This window comes from Gordonia jacobaea (assembly GCF_001186365.1).
Classification (GTDB): Bacteria; Actinomycetota; Actinomycetes; order Mycobacteriales; family Mycobacteriaceae; genus Gordonia; species Gordonia jacobaea.
The window spans coordinates 480,497-500,547 of record NZ_LDTZ01000014.1 but is presented as its reverse complement, the minus strand read 5'-3'; the positions used below and the strand labels follow the sequence as shown (position 1 = coordinate 500,547).

Below are 20,051 nucleotides of genomic sequence, written 5' to 3'. Positions count from 1 at the left end.
CGAGCGTGACACGAGTGACTGCAGTTGAGTCGGAGACGCGCCGAGAGACGACGCTCACGGCATACGCGCAGGGCCCCGCAACGTGGCGGGGCCCTGCGCGTATCGAATTATCTGGATGGCTCCCCCGGGGGATTCACAACCCAGGGGTGTCGGCCGCGTCGTCAGCTCGACTACGAACCGCCCCTGCCCGACTGATCTTCGGGCCGGTGGAACGCCGTGGTGCGCTCCCCGCGCTCCCCGTATCCGCTCTCGGCCGACGGCGCGGCGGTCGGCGAGGACCCCGCACCTCCCTTCGAGCCCTTCGAACCCGGCCCTGTCGACTCTGACGCTCCGGTGCCGCCCGGGTATCCGGGCTGAGCGGACGGACTCGCCGACGGCTGCGACTGCGAATACGACGAAGCCGAGTAGGGCGAGTACGACGATGAGTGGGGCGACGACTCCTGGGGCGACGACTCCGGTGCCGACGCTGCGCCCGCGCCGTACGCAGTTGAGCTGCCCGCCTGATGAGAGGGCGACTGGCCGTAGGTGTACGCCGACTGTCCGTAGCTACCGGCAGAGGAACCTGACGCTGGGGAATGAGAGCCAGCGGGACTCGAAGCGACAGGCGCCTGCGCCTTGCCCGATGCCTGTGCATCGCCGTAGCCGGTCGTTGTCGCCTGACCGTATGCCTGCGTAGCGGGCGTCGACTCGGCCACGATGGTCGTCTGCTCGACGGCCGTCACGGTCGCGCCGGTGGGCACCGAACCTGTCGTTGCGGCAGCGCCCGGCGCTGGTGCCACCTTGACCGCATCGAGCACGACGAGCAGCCAGAGGATCGCGAGTCCCGCGATCAGCAACGCCAGGACCAACTGCACGTAGTCCTGCCACGAGGTGGAGGCGGGCACGTAGCCGCCGTAGTTCGCGTAGTTCTGAGCGTCCGACACTGCGGAGCGAATGATCGAGTAGATCCGAGTCACCGCGTCGGCGCTGGTCCAAGCCGCCAAGACCGGAACGAGCGCGTTGACAGCGACTTTGTTCGGGAACAAAGCCGCGAGCAGCGACAGAGCGATCACGATGATGCCGGACGACAGCCCGGAGCCATAGCTCCAGAAGCCGATGAACAGGTTCAGCGCCGCGAGCGCGCACAGAGCGATGGCGAGGATGAACGAAATGTTCGCCGGAAGCCCCTGGCTCGCAGGCTTCGGCGCGGCACCGTAGCCGTATTGCCCCTGCCCGTATTGGTTGTAATCGGACTGACCGTATCCCGGCTGCGAGTACCCGGACTGGGGATATCCGGACTGTTGCCCATATCCCTGCTGCCCGTAGCCCTGAGCTTGTCCGTAGCCCCCGGCACCCTGCTGGCCATAGCCGGAAGGCTGTCCGTAGCCGTACTGACCGGGCGCCTGCTGTCCGTAGCCCTGCTGTGACGATCCTTGTTGGGACGATCCCTGCTGCGACGATCCCTGCTGGTCAGAGCTGCGCTGCCCGCTCCCGGCCTGCGGATATCCGGCCTGTTGTCCATAACCCTGGCCCGAGTCGGAAGCGCCGTAACCGGAGCTTCCCGGCTGATAGCTCATACGTCATATCTCCTGGTCGAAGCGTGCGAGCCGCACCCACATGCACACATGGCACGGCAGTTCCCCGACCACGCTAGTACATCGGTGTGAGACGCATCCCTCACCACTGATGTTCGCGACCGCGCTCCGAGTACCAGTCGATGAGGCCCGGATCGTCTATCGATCGAGGGTCGACGTCGACGCCGCTGCGGCCAGCGAGGATCGCCGTCACCGGCACCTCGAGCTTCTTGCCCGTGCGGGTGTGCGGGATGCCGGGCGCCTCGATCACCTCGTCCGGCACATGTCGTGGCGACAGTCGTGTGCGGATCGACGACGCGATCGTCGAGCGCAGATCATCGTCGAGCGTGGCGCCGGGCACCAGGGTCACAAACAGCGGCATCCAGTACTTGCCGTCGGGACCGTCGACGCCGAGCACGAATGCCTCTGCGATCTCGGGGAGGCTTTCGACGACCTCATAGATGTCGGCCGAGCCCATCCGCACGCCCTGCTTGTTGAGCGTCGCGTCGCTGCGGCCGTGGATGATGAGTGAACCCCGATCGGTGACCGTGACCCAATCGCCGTGTCGCCATACGGGTTCCGAGTCGGTCTCGGTGCCCGACCACTCGTGCGCAAAGTATGCCGCCCGATAGCGAGCACCGTCCGGGTCGTTCCAAAAGCTCACCGGCATCGAGGGCATCGGTGCGGTGACGACCATCTCGCCGACCTCACCGATCAGCGGCGTGGTGTCCGGAGCCCAACTGGCAAGCGCCACACCGAGGTACCGCACCGACAATTCACCGGGCACCACCGGCTGCCCCGACGATCCGCCCGCGAACGCGGTCACCACGTCGGTACCGCCACTGATCGACGACACCGGGATTCCGGGGCGCACGTTTTCGTCGATCCAGTCGAACAGGTCTGCCGACAACGCCGAACCGGTACTCCCGATTCCCCGCAGCGCCGCCAGGTCGTGGTCGCGGCCAGGTCGCAGACCTGCCTTGCGGCTTGCCTGCAACTGTCCGGGACTGGTGCCGAAGTAGGTGACGCGTTCGTCGGCGACGAGTGCCCAGAGCCGATCGGCGTCGGGGTAGAGCGGTGAGCCGCTGTAACAGACGATCTCGGCACCGACCAGCAATCCCGCTGCCTGAAAGTTCCACATCATCCAACTCAGTGCGGTGTGCCAGAAGAAGACGTCGTCACGCGACAGATCGGCATGCAGCCCAGCGGCTTTCAGATGTTCGACGACGACGCCGCCGTGCCCGTGCACAATTCCCTTGGGGCGCCCCGTTGTTCCCGAGCTGAACAGCACCCACAGCGGATGATCGAACCCGACCCGCACCGGGATGTCGGCGTCGCGAACGTCGGACTGCGCCTGCGAATTCGACGCAATGGCGCTCTCGTAGCTCAGAACTTCGATTCCGCGTGCGGGCTGGCGCGACGGATCGCCGACGACGATGTGGGAGCCCAGCCCTTCGAGAAGGCCTGCCAGTTCCGCGCTGTCGGCCGCCTTGTCCATGTCTTTGCCGTTGTATCGGTAGCCGTCGGCGGTGACCAGCACCTTGGGCTCGAGTTGGGCGAGGCGGCCCGCGGCACCTGAGGGTGCGTAGTCCTGCCCGCAACCCGACCAGATCGCGCCGACCGCCGCGGTTCCGAGGAACGCCACCAACGCCTCGGGAATGTCGGGCAGGTAAGCAGCGACCACATCGCCGACACCGACCCCGAGCCGGCGAAGCGTGCGCGCGAACGACAACGACTGTTCACGCAATTGTGCCCAGGTCAGCGACACAAGGGTACCGCTCTCGTCGACTCCGACGATCGCGGTCCGCGCAGCGGCGTCGGGATCGTCGGCATGCCGGAAGACCTGATCCACGTAGTTCAGGGTGACGTCGGAAAACCATTGCGCGCCCGGCATTTCCGTCGACGCGAGGACGGCGTCGTCTCCCTCGGCGAGCGGACCGGCAATGGCGTCGAGATCGTAGAAGTCCCACACCGCACGCCAGAACTGCGCCGGACTGTCCACCGACCACGACCACAGCGTCTCGTACGACGACGTGTCGACGCCGTAGCGCTCGGCGACCTGTCGCGCGAAGTCGTCGATGCGCGTAGTTATTTCGCCTCGCTCCGAAGATCTGGGGACGGTCGACGACGCCATTACGCCAACCCGAGAAGGTCGACGGACTCAGCGCGCATCGCCACCTTGCGCACCTTGCCGGTGACGGTCATCGGGAATTCCTTGACCACGTGGACGTATCTCGGGATCTTGTGGCGCGCGATCTTGCCCGTCGCGAACTCGCGCACGTCGTCGGCCGTGAGGTCGGCGACGCCGTCGCGCAACTGAATCCACGCCATCAGCTCTTCGCCGTAGCGCTCGTCGGGCACTCCGATCACCTGTGCGTCGAGGATATCTGGGTGGGTGTAGAGGAACTCCTCGATCTCACGCGGATAGATGTTCTCTCCCCCGCGGATCACCATGTCCTTGATGCGCCCCGTGATCCGTACGTACGAGTTCGGATCCATGACGGCCAGATCGCCGGTGTGCATCCAGCCGTCGGCGTCGAGCGCCTCATCGGTCTTCTCGGGTTCGTTCCAGTACCCACTCATCACGCTGTAGCCGCGGGTACAGAATTCGCCGGTCTCGCCGCGCGGCAGTGTCTCTCCCGTGATCGGGTCGATCACCTTGATCTCCAGATGCGGGCCGACGCGCCCGACTGTGCCGACCCGCAGTTCCAGCGGATCGTCGACTCTCGTCTGACACGACACCGGCGATGTTTCGGTCATCCCGTAACAGATCGAGACCTCGCCCATGTGCATGCGATCAACGACCTGCCGCATCACGTGTTCGGGGCACGGCGAACCCGCCATGATCCCGGTCCGCAGACTCGACAGATCGATCTGGCCGGGCTCGACGTGATCGAGGAGCGCCAGCTCGGCGATGAACATCGTCGGCACACCGTAGAGGCTCGTGCAGCGATAGTCCGCGACGGCGCGGAGCGCGGCTTCGGGATCGAATGTCGGCGACGGAATGACCATGGCCGCACCATGACTCGTCGCGGCCAGGTTTCCCATCACCATGCCGAAGCAGTGGTAGAACGGCACCGGGATGCAGATGCGGTCGGCGTCGGTATAGGCGAGGAGTTCGCCGACGAGATAACCGTTGTTGCTGATATTGGCGTGTGTGAGTGTCGCCCCCTTCGGGAAACCCGTTGTACCCGAGGTGTATTGGATATTGATCGAGTCGTCCGGCCGCAGCGTCGACGCGCGTTGCGCCACCGCAGCCAACTCGTCGTCCGACGGCCGGGTGAGCAGTTCATCCCACTCGGGCGTCTCGAACAGGATGACCTCACGCAGTTCCGGCGTCGAAGGCCGAGCGGCGTCGAGCATTCCCCGGTAGTCGGAGTCCTTGTAGCGGTCGGCGGCGAGCACGACGCTCGTACCCGACTGCGTGAGCGCGTAGTCGAGTTCGTTCTGGCGATAGGCGGGATTGAGATTGACGAGAATGGCACCGATCTCGGCGGTCGCGTATTGCACCATCACCCATTCGGGTCGGTTGGGCGCCCACAGCCCGACCCGATCGCCTGTCTGAACGCCGTGCCGCAGCAGTCCGGCGGCGAGCGCGAGGACCTCGGTGCGGAACTCTCGGTACGTCCAGGTGCGCCCGCTCGGCGCGTCGACCAGTGCGAGGTTCTCCCCGTACGCCTCGGTTGTTCGCGCGAGCGTTTGCCCGATCGTCTCCGTCAGCAGCGGCGGGTTGTCTTCACCACGGGCATAGGCCAATTCGACCGTCGGCTCGGCCATTCGGATCACTCTCTTCTCGTGGACTCATATCCTGATCATGCGGTCATTTAGGTGTCGAGGTTCTCGGCTGCGGCGGCACGCGCCAGCACAGCCTCGGCCTGACGAAGCACGGGGCCGTCGATCATCTGCCCGTCGAGGCTGAAGACGCCACCGTGATACTCCTCCGACTTCTCGAGAACCTGCTTGGCCCAGTCGATCTCGTCGGCATCCGGGCTGTAGCCAGCGCGGATGATCTCCACCTGCGAGGGGTGGATACATGCTGTCGCGGCGTATCCGAGTGCGACGGCGTCGCGGACCTCCGCAACAAGGCCGTCGGTGTCGGGGATGTCGATGTGCACCGAGTCGACGGCAAAGATCCCGGCGGCTGCCGAGGAGATCCGCACCATCGCGCGTGCGTAGCGGGCAACGTCACGATAGGTACCCGCTCCTCGCTCGCCCTGACCGAATCTGCTCGACTTGCCGCCGAGACCGGCAACGAGATCCTCTGCACCCCACATCAATCCGATGCAGTTGACGGCTTGAGCGATCTCGTTGACGTTGACGACCCCGAGTGGTGTCTCGATGAGTGCGATCGTCTGAAACGCCGTCTCGATGATCGACGTCGCGGTTTCGGCCTTCGCCTGCATGACCACCCGATAGTTGGTGTCACTCAGGGCTGCGAGATCACGCCGATAGTCGCCGGTACCTGCCGGGTTGATACGCACGACGGTTCGGTCGGGGTCGATCGGGTTGGCGATCAACGCTTCCCGCGCTGCCACGCGATTCTCCGGTGCGACGGCGTCCTCGAGGTCGAGGATGACGACGTCGGCTCGCTCGAGCGCCTTCTGGTAGCGATCGGGACGGTCCGCCGGACAGAACAGCATCGCCGGCCCCGAGGGCAGCCAGGCGTTGACCAACATCTGCGGTTCATTGCCGATCTGGCTGGAAATACCGAACTGATTGGGCGGCACGATCGGGCCGGTGGTCACGATTCTCACTCCTGTTCGTTCAGACGTCGCCGGAGTTGTCTCCGGCGGTGTCAGTCGTCGGGTCGCTTCCGTACCAGTGTGGCCCTCGCGGCTCGGGCGACAACCACCCCGTCCTGATTGCGACCGACGTGGAGCAGATTGACAACCCCTTCGCCGGGCCGCGACCGGGACTCGCGGATGCCGGTGCACTCCGTCTCCGCGTACAGCGTGTCGCCCGCGAACAACGGTGCGGGAAAGGAGACCTCGCTGAAACCGAGGTTTGCGACGAGCGTCCCCTGGGTCAGTTGCGACACCGACAATCCGACGATGGTCGACAGCGTGAACATCGAATTGATGAGTCGCTGACCGCCGAAGCCGGGTTGCTGCGCCGACCACGCAGCGTCGAGATGCAGTGCCTGGGTGTTCATGGTGAGCGTGGTGAACAGCACGTTGTCGGCCTCGGTCACGGTGCGTCCCGGCCGGTGCTCGTACACCGTGCCCTCGACGAACTCCTCGAACCACAACCCGCGTTGTATCACCCTCCGAGCAGTCGATGTGGGCGATTGGGCTCCATCACTCATGAGAACCCCAGCTCTCGCGCGATGAGCATGAGTTGCACCTCGGTGGTGCCCTCCCCGATCTCGAGGATCTTCGAGTCCCGGTAGTGGCGTGCCACCGGGTACTCGTTCATGAACCCGTAGCCGCCGTGGATCTGTGTGGCCATCCGCGCGTTGTCCATCGCGGCTTCGCTGGCGATCATCTTGGCGATCGACGCCTCCTTCTTGAAGGGCTTGCCCGCCAACATCTTCGCCGCGGCGTCGTAGTATGCGGTGCGGGCGACGTGTGCTCGCGCCTCCATGCGGGCGATTGAGAACGACACCGATTGATAGTTGCCGATGGGCTGACCGAAGGACTGCCGCTCCTTGGCGTACTTCACGCTCTCGTCGACGCACCCCTGCGCCACGCCCGTCGCGAGTGCCGCGATGGCGATACGTCCCTCGTCGAGGATGGACAGGAAGTTCGCGTAGCCGCGGCCACGCTCCCCCAGCAGATTCTCGGTCGGCACCCGCGCGTCGGTGAAGGTCAGCGGATGGGTGTCCGACGCATTCCAGCCGACCTTGTTGTACGCCGGCTCCGCGGTGAACCCGACCGTGTCCGACGGCACGATGATGGTCGAGATCTCCTTGCGCCCATTGTCTTTGACACCGGTCACCGCGGTCACCGTCACCAGCGACGTGATGTCGGTTCCCGAGTTGGTGATGAACTGCTTGGCGCCGTTGATGATCCAGCTGTCGCCGTCGTCGCGCGCAGTTGTGGCGGTTGCCCCGGCATCGGAGCCGGCTCCCGGCTCGGTGAGGCCGAATCCGGCCAGTGCGACACCAGATGTCAGGTCGGGCAGGTAGCGCTGCTTCTGCTCCTCGGTGCCGAACTTGTAGATGGGCATCGCTCCAAGCGACACACCCGCCTCGAGCGTGATCGCGACCGACTGGTCGACCTTGCCGAGTTCCTCGAGCGCGAGCGACAGTGCGAAGTAGTCGCCACCCATGCCGCCGTACTCTTCGGAGAACGGAAGCCCGAAGAGGCCCATCTTTCCCATCTGCGAGACAACCTCGTACGGAAAGCTGTGTTCCGCATCGTGTTTCGCAGCGACCGGCGCCACCACCGACTGCGCGAAGTCGCGCACGGTGTCGATCAGGTCGGTGTAGTCCTGTGTCAATTCCATCAGTTGGCCTGCTCCATCGAATTCTCGTCGGTTACGTGTGCAAGTGTCTGACCGGCCGCGACCTTGTCGCCGACCTGTGCCGCGAGCGCAACGACGCCTGCAGTCGGCGCCGTCAGCGTGTGCTCCATCTTCATCGCCTCGACGACGATCACGGGTGCGCCTGCCTCGACGGCGTCGCCGTCATCGACCGACACGGCAACGATGGTCCCGGGCATGGGCGAGGTGATCTCTCCGGCCTTCTCGTCTGCGGCCTCGTCGAGGATCGGTCGCGCGAGTTCGAGGGTCCACGATCCCGTGGGACCCGCGACCCACCACGATCCGTCGATCTCGGAGTGAGACCACGACTGACTGACGCCGTCGACGATCAAGCGGTCGACGTGATCTCCGTTGCCGCCCTGGTCGATTCGACGGTACTCGACGTCGGCTTCCCAGGAGTCGACGTCGTCGCCGGAGACCGTCGCATGTCCACGCAGAATATCGTCGGTGGCGGCGTCGACATAAAACGAGACCGTCCAGTGCCTGTTGTCGCCGTCGACGATGCGGGTCACCACCGGTGCGGGTACGCCGATGCGCCAACCGACTTCGGTATTCCAGACGTCGCCGGGCTGCCGAAACCCGGTGCGGGCAGCACCCAGGAGCACCAATGCTTCCGGAACCGGTTGCGGCGCAGCGTAGTCGACGACGAGCCTGTCGAGCAGTTCGGTGTCGAGTTCGGCGTCGCGTACGCGGTCCTGCGCCAACACGAAGCGACAGAAGTCGATGTTGGTCACCACACCGAGCACTCTGGTGTGCGCGAGAGCCTGGTCGAGGCGTTCGATCGCCTCGTCGCGGTCGCTGCCGTACGCGATGACCTTGGCGAGCATCGGGTCGTAGTCACTCCCGACGACCATGCCCTCGAACATCGCGGAATCGACACGGATGCCGCTGTATTCGGCATTCTCTCCGTGTCCACCCGGCTGTTCGAGCGCGACTATCGTGCCGCCGGTCGGCAGGAATCCTCGTGCCGGATCTTCTGCGTATACCCGCGCCTCGATCGCGTGGCCCGACAAGACGATGTCGGACTGGGTGAGCGCGAGCTTCTCACCGCGCGCAACCCGGATCTGCTGCTCGACGAGGTCGACTCCGGTGACCAGTTCGGTGACGGGATGCTCGACCTGCAGCCGGGTGTTCATCTCCATGAAGAAGAACTGGTCGGGTCGCTTGGCGGAGACGATGAATTCGACGGTGCCCGCACCGGTGTAGCCGACACTGCGTGCAGCGTCGCAGGCGGCCTCACCGATACGTGCGCGCGTCGCCTCGTCGAGGAGCGCCGAGGGCGCCTCCTCGATGACCTTCTGGTGTCGACGTTGCAGCGAGCACTCGCGCTCGCCGAGATGAATCACGTTGCCGTACTGGTCGGCTAGGACCTGCACCTCGATATGGCGGGGGGTGTCGACGAAGTGCTCGAGGAACAGCGAGTCGTCGCCGAATGCCGATCCGGCCTCTCGTCGTGCACGCTGGAGCGCTGCCGGGAGTTCGTCGGCGTTCTCGACGCGATGCATACCCTTGCCGCCGCCACCGGCGCTCGGCTTGATCAGCACCGGGAATCCGATCTCGGGCGCAGCCGCGATCAGATCCTCGTCGGTCAGCCCAGGCCGCGACAGACCGGGCACCACCGGGACGTCACGTTCGACGACGGCGGCCCGCGCGGTGATCTTGTCGCCCATCGTCGCGATCGCGTCCGCCGGAGGTCCGATGAAGGCAATCCCCGCGGCGTCGAGCGCGACCGCGAATTTCTGGTTCTCCGAGAGGAATCCGTAGCCGGGGTGCACCGCGTCGGCGCCGGTCTGCTGCGCGGCGCGCACCACCGCGTCGATGTCGAGGTAGCTGCGTGCGGCCGACGCGGGTCCCAGTCGTACCGCCACGTCGGCCATCCGCACATGCAGAGCGTCGGCATCGGCGTCGGAGTAGACGGCGATGCTCCGAATCCCCATGCGGCGCAATGTCTCAATGACGCGGCACGCGATCTCGCCTCGGTTGGCCACGAGCACGCTGCGGATCGGGCGGGCTGTCGGTGTCGTCATGACGTTCTCATCCATCTCGTGTCGCATCGGTCGGTCACATCCGGAAGACGCCGTAGCGCTGATCGGCCAGCGGTGCGTAACGGGCGGTTTCGAGCGCGAGCCCGAGCAACGTGCGGGTGTGTGCCGGATCGACGATGCCGTCGTCCCAGAGGCGCGCCGTCGAGTAATACGCATCGGACTGTTCGTCGAACTGCTCTCGAATCGGCGTCTTGAACGCCTCCTCGTCGTCGGCACACCACTCCTTGCCGGATCGTTCGATCTGGTTGCGGCGCACCGTCGCAAGAGTGTCGGCGGCCTGTGGTCCACCCATCACGGAGATGCGCGCGTTGGGCCACGACCACAGGAACCGCGGCGAGTACGCGCGGCCGCACATCGAATAATTGCCCGCGCCGAACGAGCCGCCGATCATCACGGTGAACTTCGGAACACGCGCGCACGCAACGGCATTGACCATCTTGGCGCCGTTCTTGGCGATACCGCCTTCCTCGTAGGCACGCCCGACCATGAATCCGGTGATGTTCTGCAAGAACACCAATGGAATTCGACGCTGGTCGCACAGTTCGATGAAGTGCGCTCCCTTGAGCGCTGATTCGCTGAACAGCACACCATTGTTGGCGATGAAGCCGACGGGATGGCCGTGCACGTGCGCGAACGCCGTGACCAGCGTGGTGCCGTAGTTAGCCTTGAACTCGGTGAATTCTCCTGCGTCGCTGATGATCTCGATGACCTGTCGAACGTCGTACGGGGTACGCGGATCGGTGGGCACGACGTCGTAGATGTCGATCTGGCTGCGCGCGGGTTCACGCGGGGCGATCGTGTCCCACTGCGGTTGTTCGCGCGGTCCGAGGGTCGCGACGATTTCGCGCACCTTGGCGAGCGCCTGCTGGTCGTTGTCGACGAGGTGGTCGGTGACCCCGGAGACCGACGAGTGCATGGCACCGCCGCCGAGGTCCTCCGCACTGACGTCCTCGCCGGTCGCCGCCTTCACCAGCGGGGGTCCCGCGAGGAAGATGGTGCCCTGATTGCGGACGATGACGGTCTCGTCGCTCATCGCCGGCACATAGGCGCCGCCTGCCGTCGACGATCCCAGCACCGCCGCGATCTGCGGGATACCTGCCGCGCTCATCGTCGCCTGGTTGTAGAAGATGCGTCCGAAGTGTTCGCGGTCGGGGAAGACCTCGTCCTGCGCGAGGAGCATCGCGCCACCGGAATCGACGAGGTAGATGCAGGGCAGCCGGTTGGCGGCGGCGATCTCCTGCGCGCGCAGATGCTTCTTGACCGTCATCGGGTAGTAGGTGCCACCCGACACCGTGGCGTCGTTGGCGACGATCATGCACTCGCGCCCGGCCACCCGTCCGACACCGGCGATCACACCGGCCGACGGCGCCTTGTCGTCGTACATCCCGAACGCCGCAAGCGATCCGACCTCGAGGAACGGCGACCCGACGTCGAGCAAGCCGTCGACGCGATCGCGAGGGAGCAGCTTGCCGCGCGAGATGTGCCGTTCCCGAGCCCGCTCGCCGCCGCCGACCGCGACCCGCGCAAGGCGCTCCCTCAGCGTCGCGACGTTGGACTCGTGCACCGCCCGACCGCTGGTCGAGCCCTTCCCGCCGGTAGAGCCCTTCCCGATGGTCGAGCCCTTACCGCCGGTCAAGCCGTCATCGCTGGTCGAGCTTGTCGAGACCACCCTGGTCGAGCCGTCATCGCTGGTCGAGCTTGTCGAGACCACCCTCGTCACAGGCAGACCTTTCGCTTGGCTGGAATGCGTGCAGCCACGCGCTTTCAGTTAGCTGCAATTAACTGAAAGCGACTCTAGCGGATCGCGGCGCGGCTGTCATCTACTTGTCATTGTTGTCCCTGACGTGACGGGCGTCACGCAATTTCGTAGTGTGGGTGATGAGGTCCACCACCCCCGGACCCAGCCCACACGTCGTCGGCCGTACCCCGTGCCGACGCCGACACACCACGAAGGCCAGGTGAACCCGTGACCCTCGCAGATGATCGAGCCGACCGATTCCGGCGCGACGCAACCGCGAAGAATTCAGCATCGACGCAGGCAGGAGCGCGTGCGACGACACGCCCCGCCGATTTCACACTCGACGACCGATACACCCGCGAAGAAGGTCCGATCTTCCTCGGCGGCATCACAGCGCTCGTCCGGATGATCGCCGATCGCGCCCGCGTCGATCGGAGACAGAATCTGCGCACGGCGTCGTTCATCTCCGGCTACGAGGGCTCGCCGCTCGCAGGCTTCGACCTCGAACTCATGCGACGTCAGTCGCTCCTCGCACCCTTCGACGTCGTACACCGCCCAGGTCTCAATGAAGAACTCGCCGCGACGTCGGTCATGGGATCGCAACTCGCCCCGACACTCGGCCCGCTCGCGGCTGACGACGACGGGCAGCAGCGCAACGGCGTCGTCGGCTACTGGTACGGCAAGGCACCCGGTCTCGACCGCGCATCCGACGCCATACGGCACGCCAACCTGATCGGCACGCATCCCGACGGCGGTGCCGTGGCGCTCGTCGGCGACGATCCCGCAGCCAAGAGTTCGACCGTCCCCTGCACGTCGGAGATGGCGCTCGCCGACCTCTACATTCCGACGCTCTACCCGGCCGATTCCCAGGACATCCTCGACCTCGGCGTCCATGCCGCGGTGATGAGCCGGGTCAGCGGCCTGTGGACCTCGCTCAAGATCTCCGCACACGTGGCAGACGGATCGTCGACCGCGGTGGTGCATCCCGATCGCGTCGTGCCCGTCTACGGCGATCTGGGGCGCAGCCCGCACGTACCCAGCGGCAAACTGCTCGGCGCCAATCTCATGGAGCTCGAACAGAATCAGTTGACGACGCGCATCCCCCGCGCGCTGGCATATGCACGACACAACGGCATCAACCGAATCGCGGTACGCAGTGGCGACGACAGGATCGGGCTGGTCGCCGCGGGAAAGACCTACCTCGATCTGCGGAATGCGTTGCGGCTCATGGGGCTCGACGACGCCGATCTGCAACGGGCCGGTATTCGCATCCTCAAACTCGGCATGGTCTACCCGCTGGACCGCGAGATCCTCGAACGCTTCATCACCGACACCGCCGCCGGTCGACTCGACGAGGTGATCGTCGTCGAGGAGAAGCGCGACTTCATCGAAACCATGATGCGCGACATGCTGTATCGCCATCCGCGCGCCCCGCGCATCGTCGGAAAGGTCCACGAAGACGGTTCGACGTTGTTCTCGCGTTTCGGCGAACTCGACGTCGACGCAGTCACTCTCGGCCTGGCAACACGCCTGGCAAGACACCATCACCTCGACGCCGCGCAGGCATGGCTCGACGAGCACAACGCGCGCCGGTCGAGTACCCGGATCGACCTTCCCCTCGCGGTGCGCACGCCGTATTTCTGTTCGGGATGTCCGCACAACAGCTCGACCAAGGTGAGCCCCGGCACGCTCGTTGGCGGCGGAATCGGCTGTCACGCAATGGTGTTGCTGATGGATCCGGATCAGGTCGGCGACATCGCCGGGGTCACCCAGATGGGCGGCGAGGGCGCGCAGTGGCTCGGTATGGCACCGTTCGTACCCGCGGACCACTTCGTGCAGAACATCGGCGACGGCACGTTCACGCATTCGGGATCTCTCGCCCTCCGCGCTGCGGTCGCCTCGGGCGAGAACATCACCTACAAGCTGCTCTACAACGGCACCGTCGCGATGACCGGCGGACAGGACCCCGTCGGCGAGTTCAGTCTCGCTCAGTTGACGCGTCTGCTTGCCGCGGAAGGGGTCTCGCGCATCGTCGTCACCTCCGACGACCCGTCGCGCACACGTTCCGCCGACCTCGCCGACGGCGTCGTGGTGCGTGATCGCGGCGACCTCGCCGACGTCCAGCGCGAACTCGCCGAGATCCCCGGCGTCACCGTCCTCATCCACGATCAGCACTGTGCCGCGGAGAAGCGCCGCAAGCGCAAGCGCGGCCAGATGCCAACTCCCACACAGCGCGTCGTGATCAACGAACGCATCTGCGAGGGCTGCGGCGACTGCGGCGAGAAGTCCAATTGCCTTTCGGTGCACCCGGTCTCGACCGAGTTCGGCCGCAAGACACGCATCGACCAGAGCTCGTGCAACCTCGACTTCTCGTGCCTGAAGGGCGATTGTCCGTCGTTCGTCACCGTCACGCCGGGCCACACACCCGCGACGCGGCGTGCAACCGAGATCGACGCCGCCGCCGTCCCCACTCCCCCGACCACTCGACCCGTCACCGCCGACACCGACTTCACGATGCGCATCACGGGCATCGGCGGGACCGGCGTCGTCACCGTCTCCCAGATCCTCGCCACCGCAGCGTTTTTGGACGGTCACGCTGCCCGCACGGTCGACATGACCGGCCTCGCCCAAAAGGGCGGCGCCGTGGTCAGCGACATCAAGGTCTCTGCGCTGCACTCCGCCGACGCCGCTGGTCCCGCTGGTCGAACCCCGAACGATGGTCGAGCTGATTCGACCGATGGTCGAGCTTGTCGAGACCACCCCACCGCTGGTCGAGCCGATCCCGCTGGTCGAGCCGATACCGCTGGTCGAGCTTGTCGAGACCACCTCCCCCGCCCCCTCGAGCAGGCCGCCAAGGCCGCGGCCGACACGTGCGACCTGTACCTCGCGTGCGACTCCCTCGTCGGCACCGACCCGGTGAACCTGAAGGTCACCGCGCCGGATCGGACCGTCGCGGTGGTGTCGACGACCCGGATTCCCACCGGCGCCATGGTCATCGACACCTCGGTCGGCTTCCCCGCCGACACCGCCGTCCATGACTCGATCGACGCGCGGGTCGCACGAGCCGCATACCTCGACGCGGGCGCGCTCGCGACAGAGTTGTTCGACGACGAGCAGTTCGCCAACATGCTGATGGTCGGCGCGGCATATCAGACCGGAGCACTACCGATCTCGGCCGAGTCGATCGAGCGCGCCGTCGAACTCAACGGCGTTGCGGTGTCGGCAAACCTGCAGGCGTTCCGGCGTGGTCGTCAGGTGATCGCGGATCCGGATGCCGTGTCGCGAGAGCTGACCGGCGTCGAATCGGTTGCGGTGGAGCCGAGTTCGTACGCTCGTGAGCGGGTCGCACGACTACACCTCGACGACGACCTCGCGCACAGCGTCGGCATCCGCGTCGACGAACTGGTCGCCTACGCCGACGAGCGTTATGCCGCTGAGTATCTGGACGTCGTCGACCGTGTGTCGCGCGAATCGGACAGCCCCGAACTCGTCGACGCGGTGGCACGCAACCTGTACAAGCTCATGGCGTACAAGGACGAGTACGAGGTTGCGCGCCTCACCGCCGATCCGACCTTCGCCGCGCAGATCACCGGCGAGTACGGCGACGACGCCAAAGTCGCTGTGCGACTGCATCCCCCGCTGCTGCGCGCACTTGGCCGCAAGGAGAAGATGTCGTTCGGTGCGCGGACAGCCCCGATGCTCGCCGGCCTCGCGAAGATGAAGAAGTTGCGCGGCACGCGCCTCGATCCGTTCGGCTACACCGAGATTCGACGCACCGAGCGCGAGCTCATCGTCGAGTATCGGGAACTCGTCGACGCGATCCTCGGCGCCGTCGGCTCAGGGTCTACCGATCCGGGCGCTCACGATCCTGGACGTCTGTCGGCGCTGGCCGAGTTGGCGGCCCTGCCCGACATGGTCCGCGGCTACGAGCAGATCAAGATGGACAACGTCGCACGGTATCGCGCCGAGGTCGCACGCCGCCGCGCCGAGCTCGGGATCTGACGGCCGTCCAGACTGGGTGCGCGGAAAGTGGGGGAAGGGTTCTTCCCCCACTTTCTGCGTAGCGCTCCGACCACCCCGCACCAGGCCGGCCGAACTCTTCCCCGTGGTTCTGACCGTTCCCCGCGAAACAACCCGCGGAAACGCACACAACCCGAGAAAACAACCCTTCCCCTAGTTTCTGCACGGCCCGACGCCGCCGAAGGCCCCGCTCACTCCCCCGCGCACTCCAGCGCGGCGGTGGCCATGGCGGTCAGGACGGTGCGGAGGCGGGAGCTGTCGAGTGAAGGCAGTCGCGGCGAGGAGTTGAGCAGGCCGAACATCGCGTGCACACGGACGCGGGCTTCCGGTCGCGCGAGGGTCGCGCCGCGTTCGGTCATCAGCGCGAGCAGCACGTCGACCCACTGCTCGACGTATCGGCGCTGCAGCGAGCGCACCTCGTGGTTGGCCTCGGGTGTCAGGTTGTGCAGATCGCGATCCTGCACGACGATCAGGTCCGGCTTGGTGACGAGCACGTCGATGTGGAAGTGGATCAGCGCCTCGAGGGTCTCCGCTGGCGCGAGGCCGCGGTCGACGACCTCGGCACCGCCGTCGCGGAGTCGGCGGCTGATGTCGAGCAGCATCTGATCGAGCAGGTCGGTCTTCGACGCGAAGTGTCGATACATCGCGGGGCCACTCACGCCGACGGCGCCGCCAATGTCCTCGAGGCGTACGCCCGCGAATCCCCGTGCGGCCATTTGCCGGGCGGCGGCGTCGAGCATTTCTCGACGTCGAGCGGCTTTCGCCTCGCCTCGCTTAGTGAGCGGCGGCGTGACAGACGCGGCGAACGTCGCGGTCTCAACGGGGTCTGCTGGGGTCATGGTGTCATCGAATCTACCGCCGGTACGGCGGTGCTCGCGCCGTTAATTCACCAACCGTTGATGTGTAGGACGTCGTCGAGCGGCTTGCGTTGTGCCGGGGTGAAGTCGGTGCCCTGCGTGTAGGCGACCGGCAGCAGCACTCCCTGGTGCACGCCGTCGGGAATCCCGAGCAGGTCGGCCACTTCCTGCTCGTACACGAGGTGCAAGGTGGTCCACGCCGAACCCAACCCGCGTGCGCGCAGGGCGAGCATCAGATTCCAAGCCCCCGGAAGCAACGACCCCCACACCCCGGCCTGGTTGCCCGTCGGCAGGTCAGCTCCCGTTTTGATCGCACCCAATATCAACACGGGCACCTCGCCCATCACGTCGGCAAGGTACTGGGCGCTGGCGGCGACGCGGCGGGCGGACTCGGTCGACAATGTGCGCTGCGCCGAGTAGTCGGCGAACGAGCGCGCGTAGTAATCGGCCACCTTGCGCTTGAGGTCGGCGTCGGTGATGACGATCCAATGCCAGCCCTGCGCGTTCGACCCCGTCGGGGCCTGAATCGCAACCTCGAGCGCTTCACGGACGACCTCGATCGGAACAGGTCGCTCCAGGTCAAGGCGCTTGCGAACCGAACGGGTCGTCGTCAACAACTCGTCGGGGTTCAGCGGCAGAAGGTCGGTCATCGTGCTCCTCGGGTCATCTGTGCCGTGCGCGGCGTGCCAGCCAGTTCCCAAAGTACTGGCCCGCTTGCACCAGGATGACCAGCAGGGCGATCACCACGACGGTCAGCTTCCAGTCGAACTGCTGATAGCCGTACTGGAAGGCGAAATCGCCGAGACCGCCACCGCCGACGTACCCGGCCATCGCCGACATGTCGACGATGGCGACAAAGATGAACGTGTATCCGAGGACCAGCGGCGCGAAGCCCTCGGGAACCACGACGGTCAGCAACGTACGCAGCCGACTGGCACCCGACGCCCGTGCCGCTTCGACGACGCCCGGGTCAACCGACACAAGACTCTGTTCGACGACGCGCCCGATGACCACCATCGCCATCAGCGTCATCGGGAAGATCGCCGCCTCGGTACCGATGCGCGTGCCCATCACAGCTTTGGTGAGCGGGGCGATCGCGGTGATGAAAATGATGAACGGGATCGGACGGACGATATTCACAACGACGTTGAACCCGTTGAAGATCCACGCGTTGGACCAGAGATTTCCGGGACTCGTCGCGTACAGGATCACTCCGATGACCAGCCCCAGCAAACCTCCGATCAGCAGCGTCACGCCGACGAGTTCGAAGGTTTCCCAGATGGATTGGATCAACAACGGCCGCAGCTCCGGCCCGAAGACCCGCGTGAAGCTCTCGCCGTCGGCGAGCACGAACGTCTGGGCGGTCACTGCTTCGTCTCCTCGTGTACGACGACGCCGTCGATGCGCACCAGTTGCGCACGCGCAGCGTCGACCGACGTTGCGTCGCCGGTGATCTCGTAGGTCAATGCGCCGAACGGTCGGCCCGCGATGTCGCTGATGCCGCCCGCGATCACCGTCGATCGAGCGCCGCGCTCCGCAACGGCCGCGGGCAGGTCGAACGTGGCGTCCTGGTGACCGCGAACCGCACCGTCGTCGCGTACCGACACTGTCGCGAGCAGTCCGGGGTGCCGCGCGCGCAAGGTCGCCAGTGCGTCGGCGTCTGGAACCCCCGCAACGGCATGCCGGAGCAGTCCCCGTGTGACGTCGGACGTGGGACGCTCGAAGACGGAGTACACATCTCCGTGATCGACGAGCCGACCGTGGTCGAGGACAGCGACCGACTCGCACACGTCACGTATGACGTCCATCTCGTGGGTGATCACGACGATCGTCGTACCGAGATCGGAGTTGATGCGGCGCAACAACTTCAGGGTGTCCGACGTCGTCTGCGGATCGAGCGCGCTCGTCGCCTCGTCGGCGATGAGGGTCGACGGTGAGGTGGCGAGTGCTCGCGCGATTCCGACGCGCTGCTTCTGTCCGCCCGAGAGCGCCGCCGGCCATTGATCGGCTTTGTCGGCGATGCCCACGAAGTCGAGAAGCTCGTCGATTCGACTGCGCCGCTTGGCCTTCGGAAAGTGAGCGACCTTCAATGCGAAGTCGACGTTTCCCGCGACGGTCCGCGAGTTGAACAGGTTGAACTGCTGGAAGATCATGCCGATGTCGGTACGCAGCCGGTTGAGCTCACGTTCCGACGCCCGACTGTGTTCTGCACCGTGCACGAATACCTGCCCGCCGGTTGGCCGTTCGAGACCGTTGATGAGCCTGGCGAGCGTCGACTTTCCCGCACCGGACGGACCGATGATCCCGACGATTTCCCCCGAGCGGACACTCAGATCGATTCCGTCGAGAACTGCCGGCCCCGACTTGTCGAAACGCTTTGAGACGCCGACGAAGTCAATCGCGGTGTCGGACCCGGCGGGTGAACCGATGTCCGACGCCGCGTCGACGTCAGGAGCCATTGGTGTTGACGGACGCCTGCAGGTCCTTCGTCGTCTGTTGGAGCTCGGAAGCCGAATTGTCCTTGATCACACCGCTGTCACCGAGCGAACGCTTGACGGCGGCGATCACCTCGGGGTCGTGGTAGATCTTCACGAGCTTCGCGTAAGTGGGGTTGTCCTTGTCGTCGTTGCGGGCGACGAACGCGTTGATGTATGGCTTGGCCCCGGGCGAGTTGGGATCGTCGGACGCGATGATCTGGTCCTTGGTCAGCTTTGCCGACGTCGCGTAGTTGTTGTTGACGATCGCGGCATCGACCGAATCCAGGTTGGCCGCAGTCTGACCGGCGTCGACGGCGATGACCTTCACCTTTGACTTGCCCTGGTCGATGTCGGCGAGGGTCGAGAACGCATTGCCCGGCTTGGTGAGGGTGATCAGGCCCGCCTGCTCGAGGACCAGCAGTCCACGCGCCTGGTTCGTCGGATCATTCGGGATCGCGACCTGCCCACCCTGCGGGATCTCCGACACCGACTTGTGCTTGGTCGAGTACAGCGGCAACGGGTAGACGGCCGTCGCACCGATCGGCACCAGGTTCTGCTTGTTCTTCGCGTTGTAGGTGGCGAGGTAGAGCAGGTGCTGGAATTCGTTGAGGTCGAGTTCGCCCTCTGCGAGCGCAGGATTGGGCTGGTTGTAGTCGGTGAAGTTCACCAGCTCGACGTCGATGTCCTGCGCAGAAGCCTTCTGCTTGAACACATTCCAGTATTCCTCGGACGCATCGGCGACGCCGATCTTGACCTTCGACGAGTCGTCGTCGCCACCACAGGCCGTCAGTACCGCCCCACCGAACACGAGCAACAACAAGACGGCGAGAACCTTCGAGCGCACGACGACCTCCGCGAATCACAATCGACACTGATCT

Annotated in this window: 14 protein-coding genes; 1 reads left to right on the top strand and 13 read right to left on the bottom strand. The window is 65.5% G+C overall.

Translation table 11 applies throughout. The features are described from left to right. Positions 1-170: 170 nt before the first annotated feature. The 8 genes from ABW18_RS05295 to ABW18_RS05260 all read right to left on the bottom strand — a co-directional run bounded on the left by ABW18_RS05295 (position 171) and on the right by ABW18_RS05260 (position 11,645). Positions 171-1,556, bottom strand: a complete 1,386-nt coding sequence (locus ABW18_RS05295) for a hypothetical protein (protein ID WP_049697900.1) — start codon at positions 1,554-1,556, stop codon at positions 171-173. A gap of 100 nt (positions 1,557-1,656) precedes the next feature. Beyond that, the gene (locus ABW18_RS05290; protein ID WP_049697899.1) at positions 1,657-3,687 is read right to left on the bottom strand and encodes an acetoacetate--CoA ligase; all 2,031 of its coding nucleotides are present in this window, start codon (positions 3,685-3,687) and stop codon (positions 1,657-1,659) included. Beyond that, positions 3,687-5,330 carry an AMP-binding protein gene (locus ABW18_RS05285; RefSeq protein WP_049697898.1) on the bottom strand — a complete coding sequence of 548 codons (1,644 nt, stop codon included), beginning with the start codon at positions 5,328-5,330 and terminating at the stop codon, positions 3,687-3,689. Before ABW18_RS05285 ends, ABW18_RS05290 begins: the two co-directional genes overlap by 1 nt. Before the next feature lie 47 nt (positions 5,331-5,377). Then, positions 5,378-6,229 carry an HpcH/HpaI aldolase/citrate lyase family protein gene (locus ABW18_RS05280; RefSeq protein ID WP_049698089.1) on the bottom strand — a complete coding sequence of 284 codons (852 nt, stop codon included), beginning with the start codon at positions 6,227-6,229 and terminating at the stop codon, positions 5,378-5,380. A gap of 119 nt (positions 6,230-6,348) precedes the next feature. Then, positions 6,349-6,858, bottom strand: a complete 510-nt coding sequence (locus tag ABW18_RS05275) for a MaoC family dehydratase (protein WP_049697897.1) — start codon at positions 6,856-6,858, stop codon at positions 6,349-6,351. Next, a complete protein-coding gene (locus ABW18_RS05270) occupies positions 6,855-8,000 on the bottom strand; it encodes an acyl-CoA dehydrogenase family protein (RefSeq protein ID WP_049697896.1) in 1,146 nt (381 codons plus the stop codon). Before ABW18_RS05270 ends, ABW18_RS05275 begins: the two co-directional genes overlap by 4 nt. Then, a complete protein-coding gene (locus tag ABW18_RS05265) occupies positions 8,000-10,063 on the bottom strand; it encodes an acetyl/propionyl/methylcrotonyl-CoA carboxylase subunit alpha (RefSeq protein ID WP_049698088.1) in 2,064 nt (687 codons plus the stop codon). The genes ABW18_RS05270 and ABW18_RS05265 overlap by 1 nt, the downstream gene beginning before the upstream one ends. Before the next feature lie 34 nt (positions 10,064-10,097). Further along, on the bottom strand, positions 10,098-11,645 hold the full coding sequence (locus ABW18_RS05260) for a carboxyl transferase domain-containing protein (protein WP_231895407.1): 1,548 nt from the start codon (positions 11,643-11,645) through the stop codon (positions 10,098-10,100). Between the two features lie 402 nt (positions 11,646-12,047). Here ABW18_RS05260 and ABW18_RS05255 point away from each other — a divergent pair, with 402 nt between their 5' ends. Further along, entirely contained in the window at positions 12,048-15,821 is a 3,774-nt protein-coding gene (locus ABW18_RS05255) for an indolepyruvate ferredoxin oxidoreductase family protein (protein ID WP_049697895.1), read from the top strand. A gap of 209 nt (positions 15,822-16,030) precedes the next feature. On the opposite strand, the gene ABW18_RS05250 is transcribed toward ABW18_RS05255, so the two are convergent. The 5 genes from ABW18_RS05250 to ABW18_RS05230 are packed head-to-tail and all read right to left on the bottom strand — an operon-like array spanning position 16,031 to position 20,017. Continuing rightward, a complete protein-coding gene (locus ABW18_RS05250) occupies positions 16,031-16,678 on the bottom strand; it encodes a TetR/AcrR family transcriptional regulator (protein ID WP_049697894.1) in 648 nt (215 codons plus the stop codon). 47 nt (positions 16,679-16,725) lie between these two features. Beyond that, complete coding sequence (locus ABW18_RS05245) at positions 16,726-17,346, bottom strand: nitroreductase family protein (RefSeq protein WP_049697893.1); 621 nt, start codon at positions 17,344-17,346, stop codon at positions 16,726-16,728. 13 nt (positions 17,347-17,359) lie between these two features. Continuing rightward, entirely contained in the window at positions 17,360-18,046 is a 687-nt protein-coding gene (locus ABW18_RS05240) for a methionine ABC transporter permease (protein ID WP_082946514.1), read from the bottom strand. 14 nt (positions 18,047-18,060) lie between these two features. Continuing rightward, the gene (locus ABW18_RS05235; RefSeq protein ID WP_152930004.1) at positions 18,061-19,155 is read right to left on the bottom strand and encodes a methionine ABC transporter ATP-binding protein; all 1,095 of its coding nucleotides are present in this window, start codon (positions 19,153-19,155) and stop codon (positions 18,061-18,063) included. After that, positions 19,145-20,017 carry a MetQ/NlpA family ABC transporter substrate-binding protein gene (locus ABW18_RS05230; protein ID WP_049697892.1) on the bottom strand — a complete coding sequence of 291 codons (873 nt, stop codon included), beginning with the start codon at positions 20,015-20,017 and terminating at the stop codon, positions 19,145-19,147. The genes ABW18_RS05235 and ABW18_RS05230 overlap by 11 nt, the downstream gene beginning before the upstream one ends. Between the last annotated feature and the right edge of the window lie 34 nt (positions 20,018-20,051).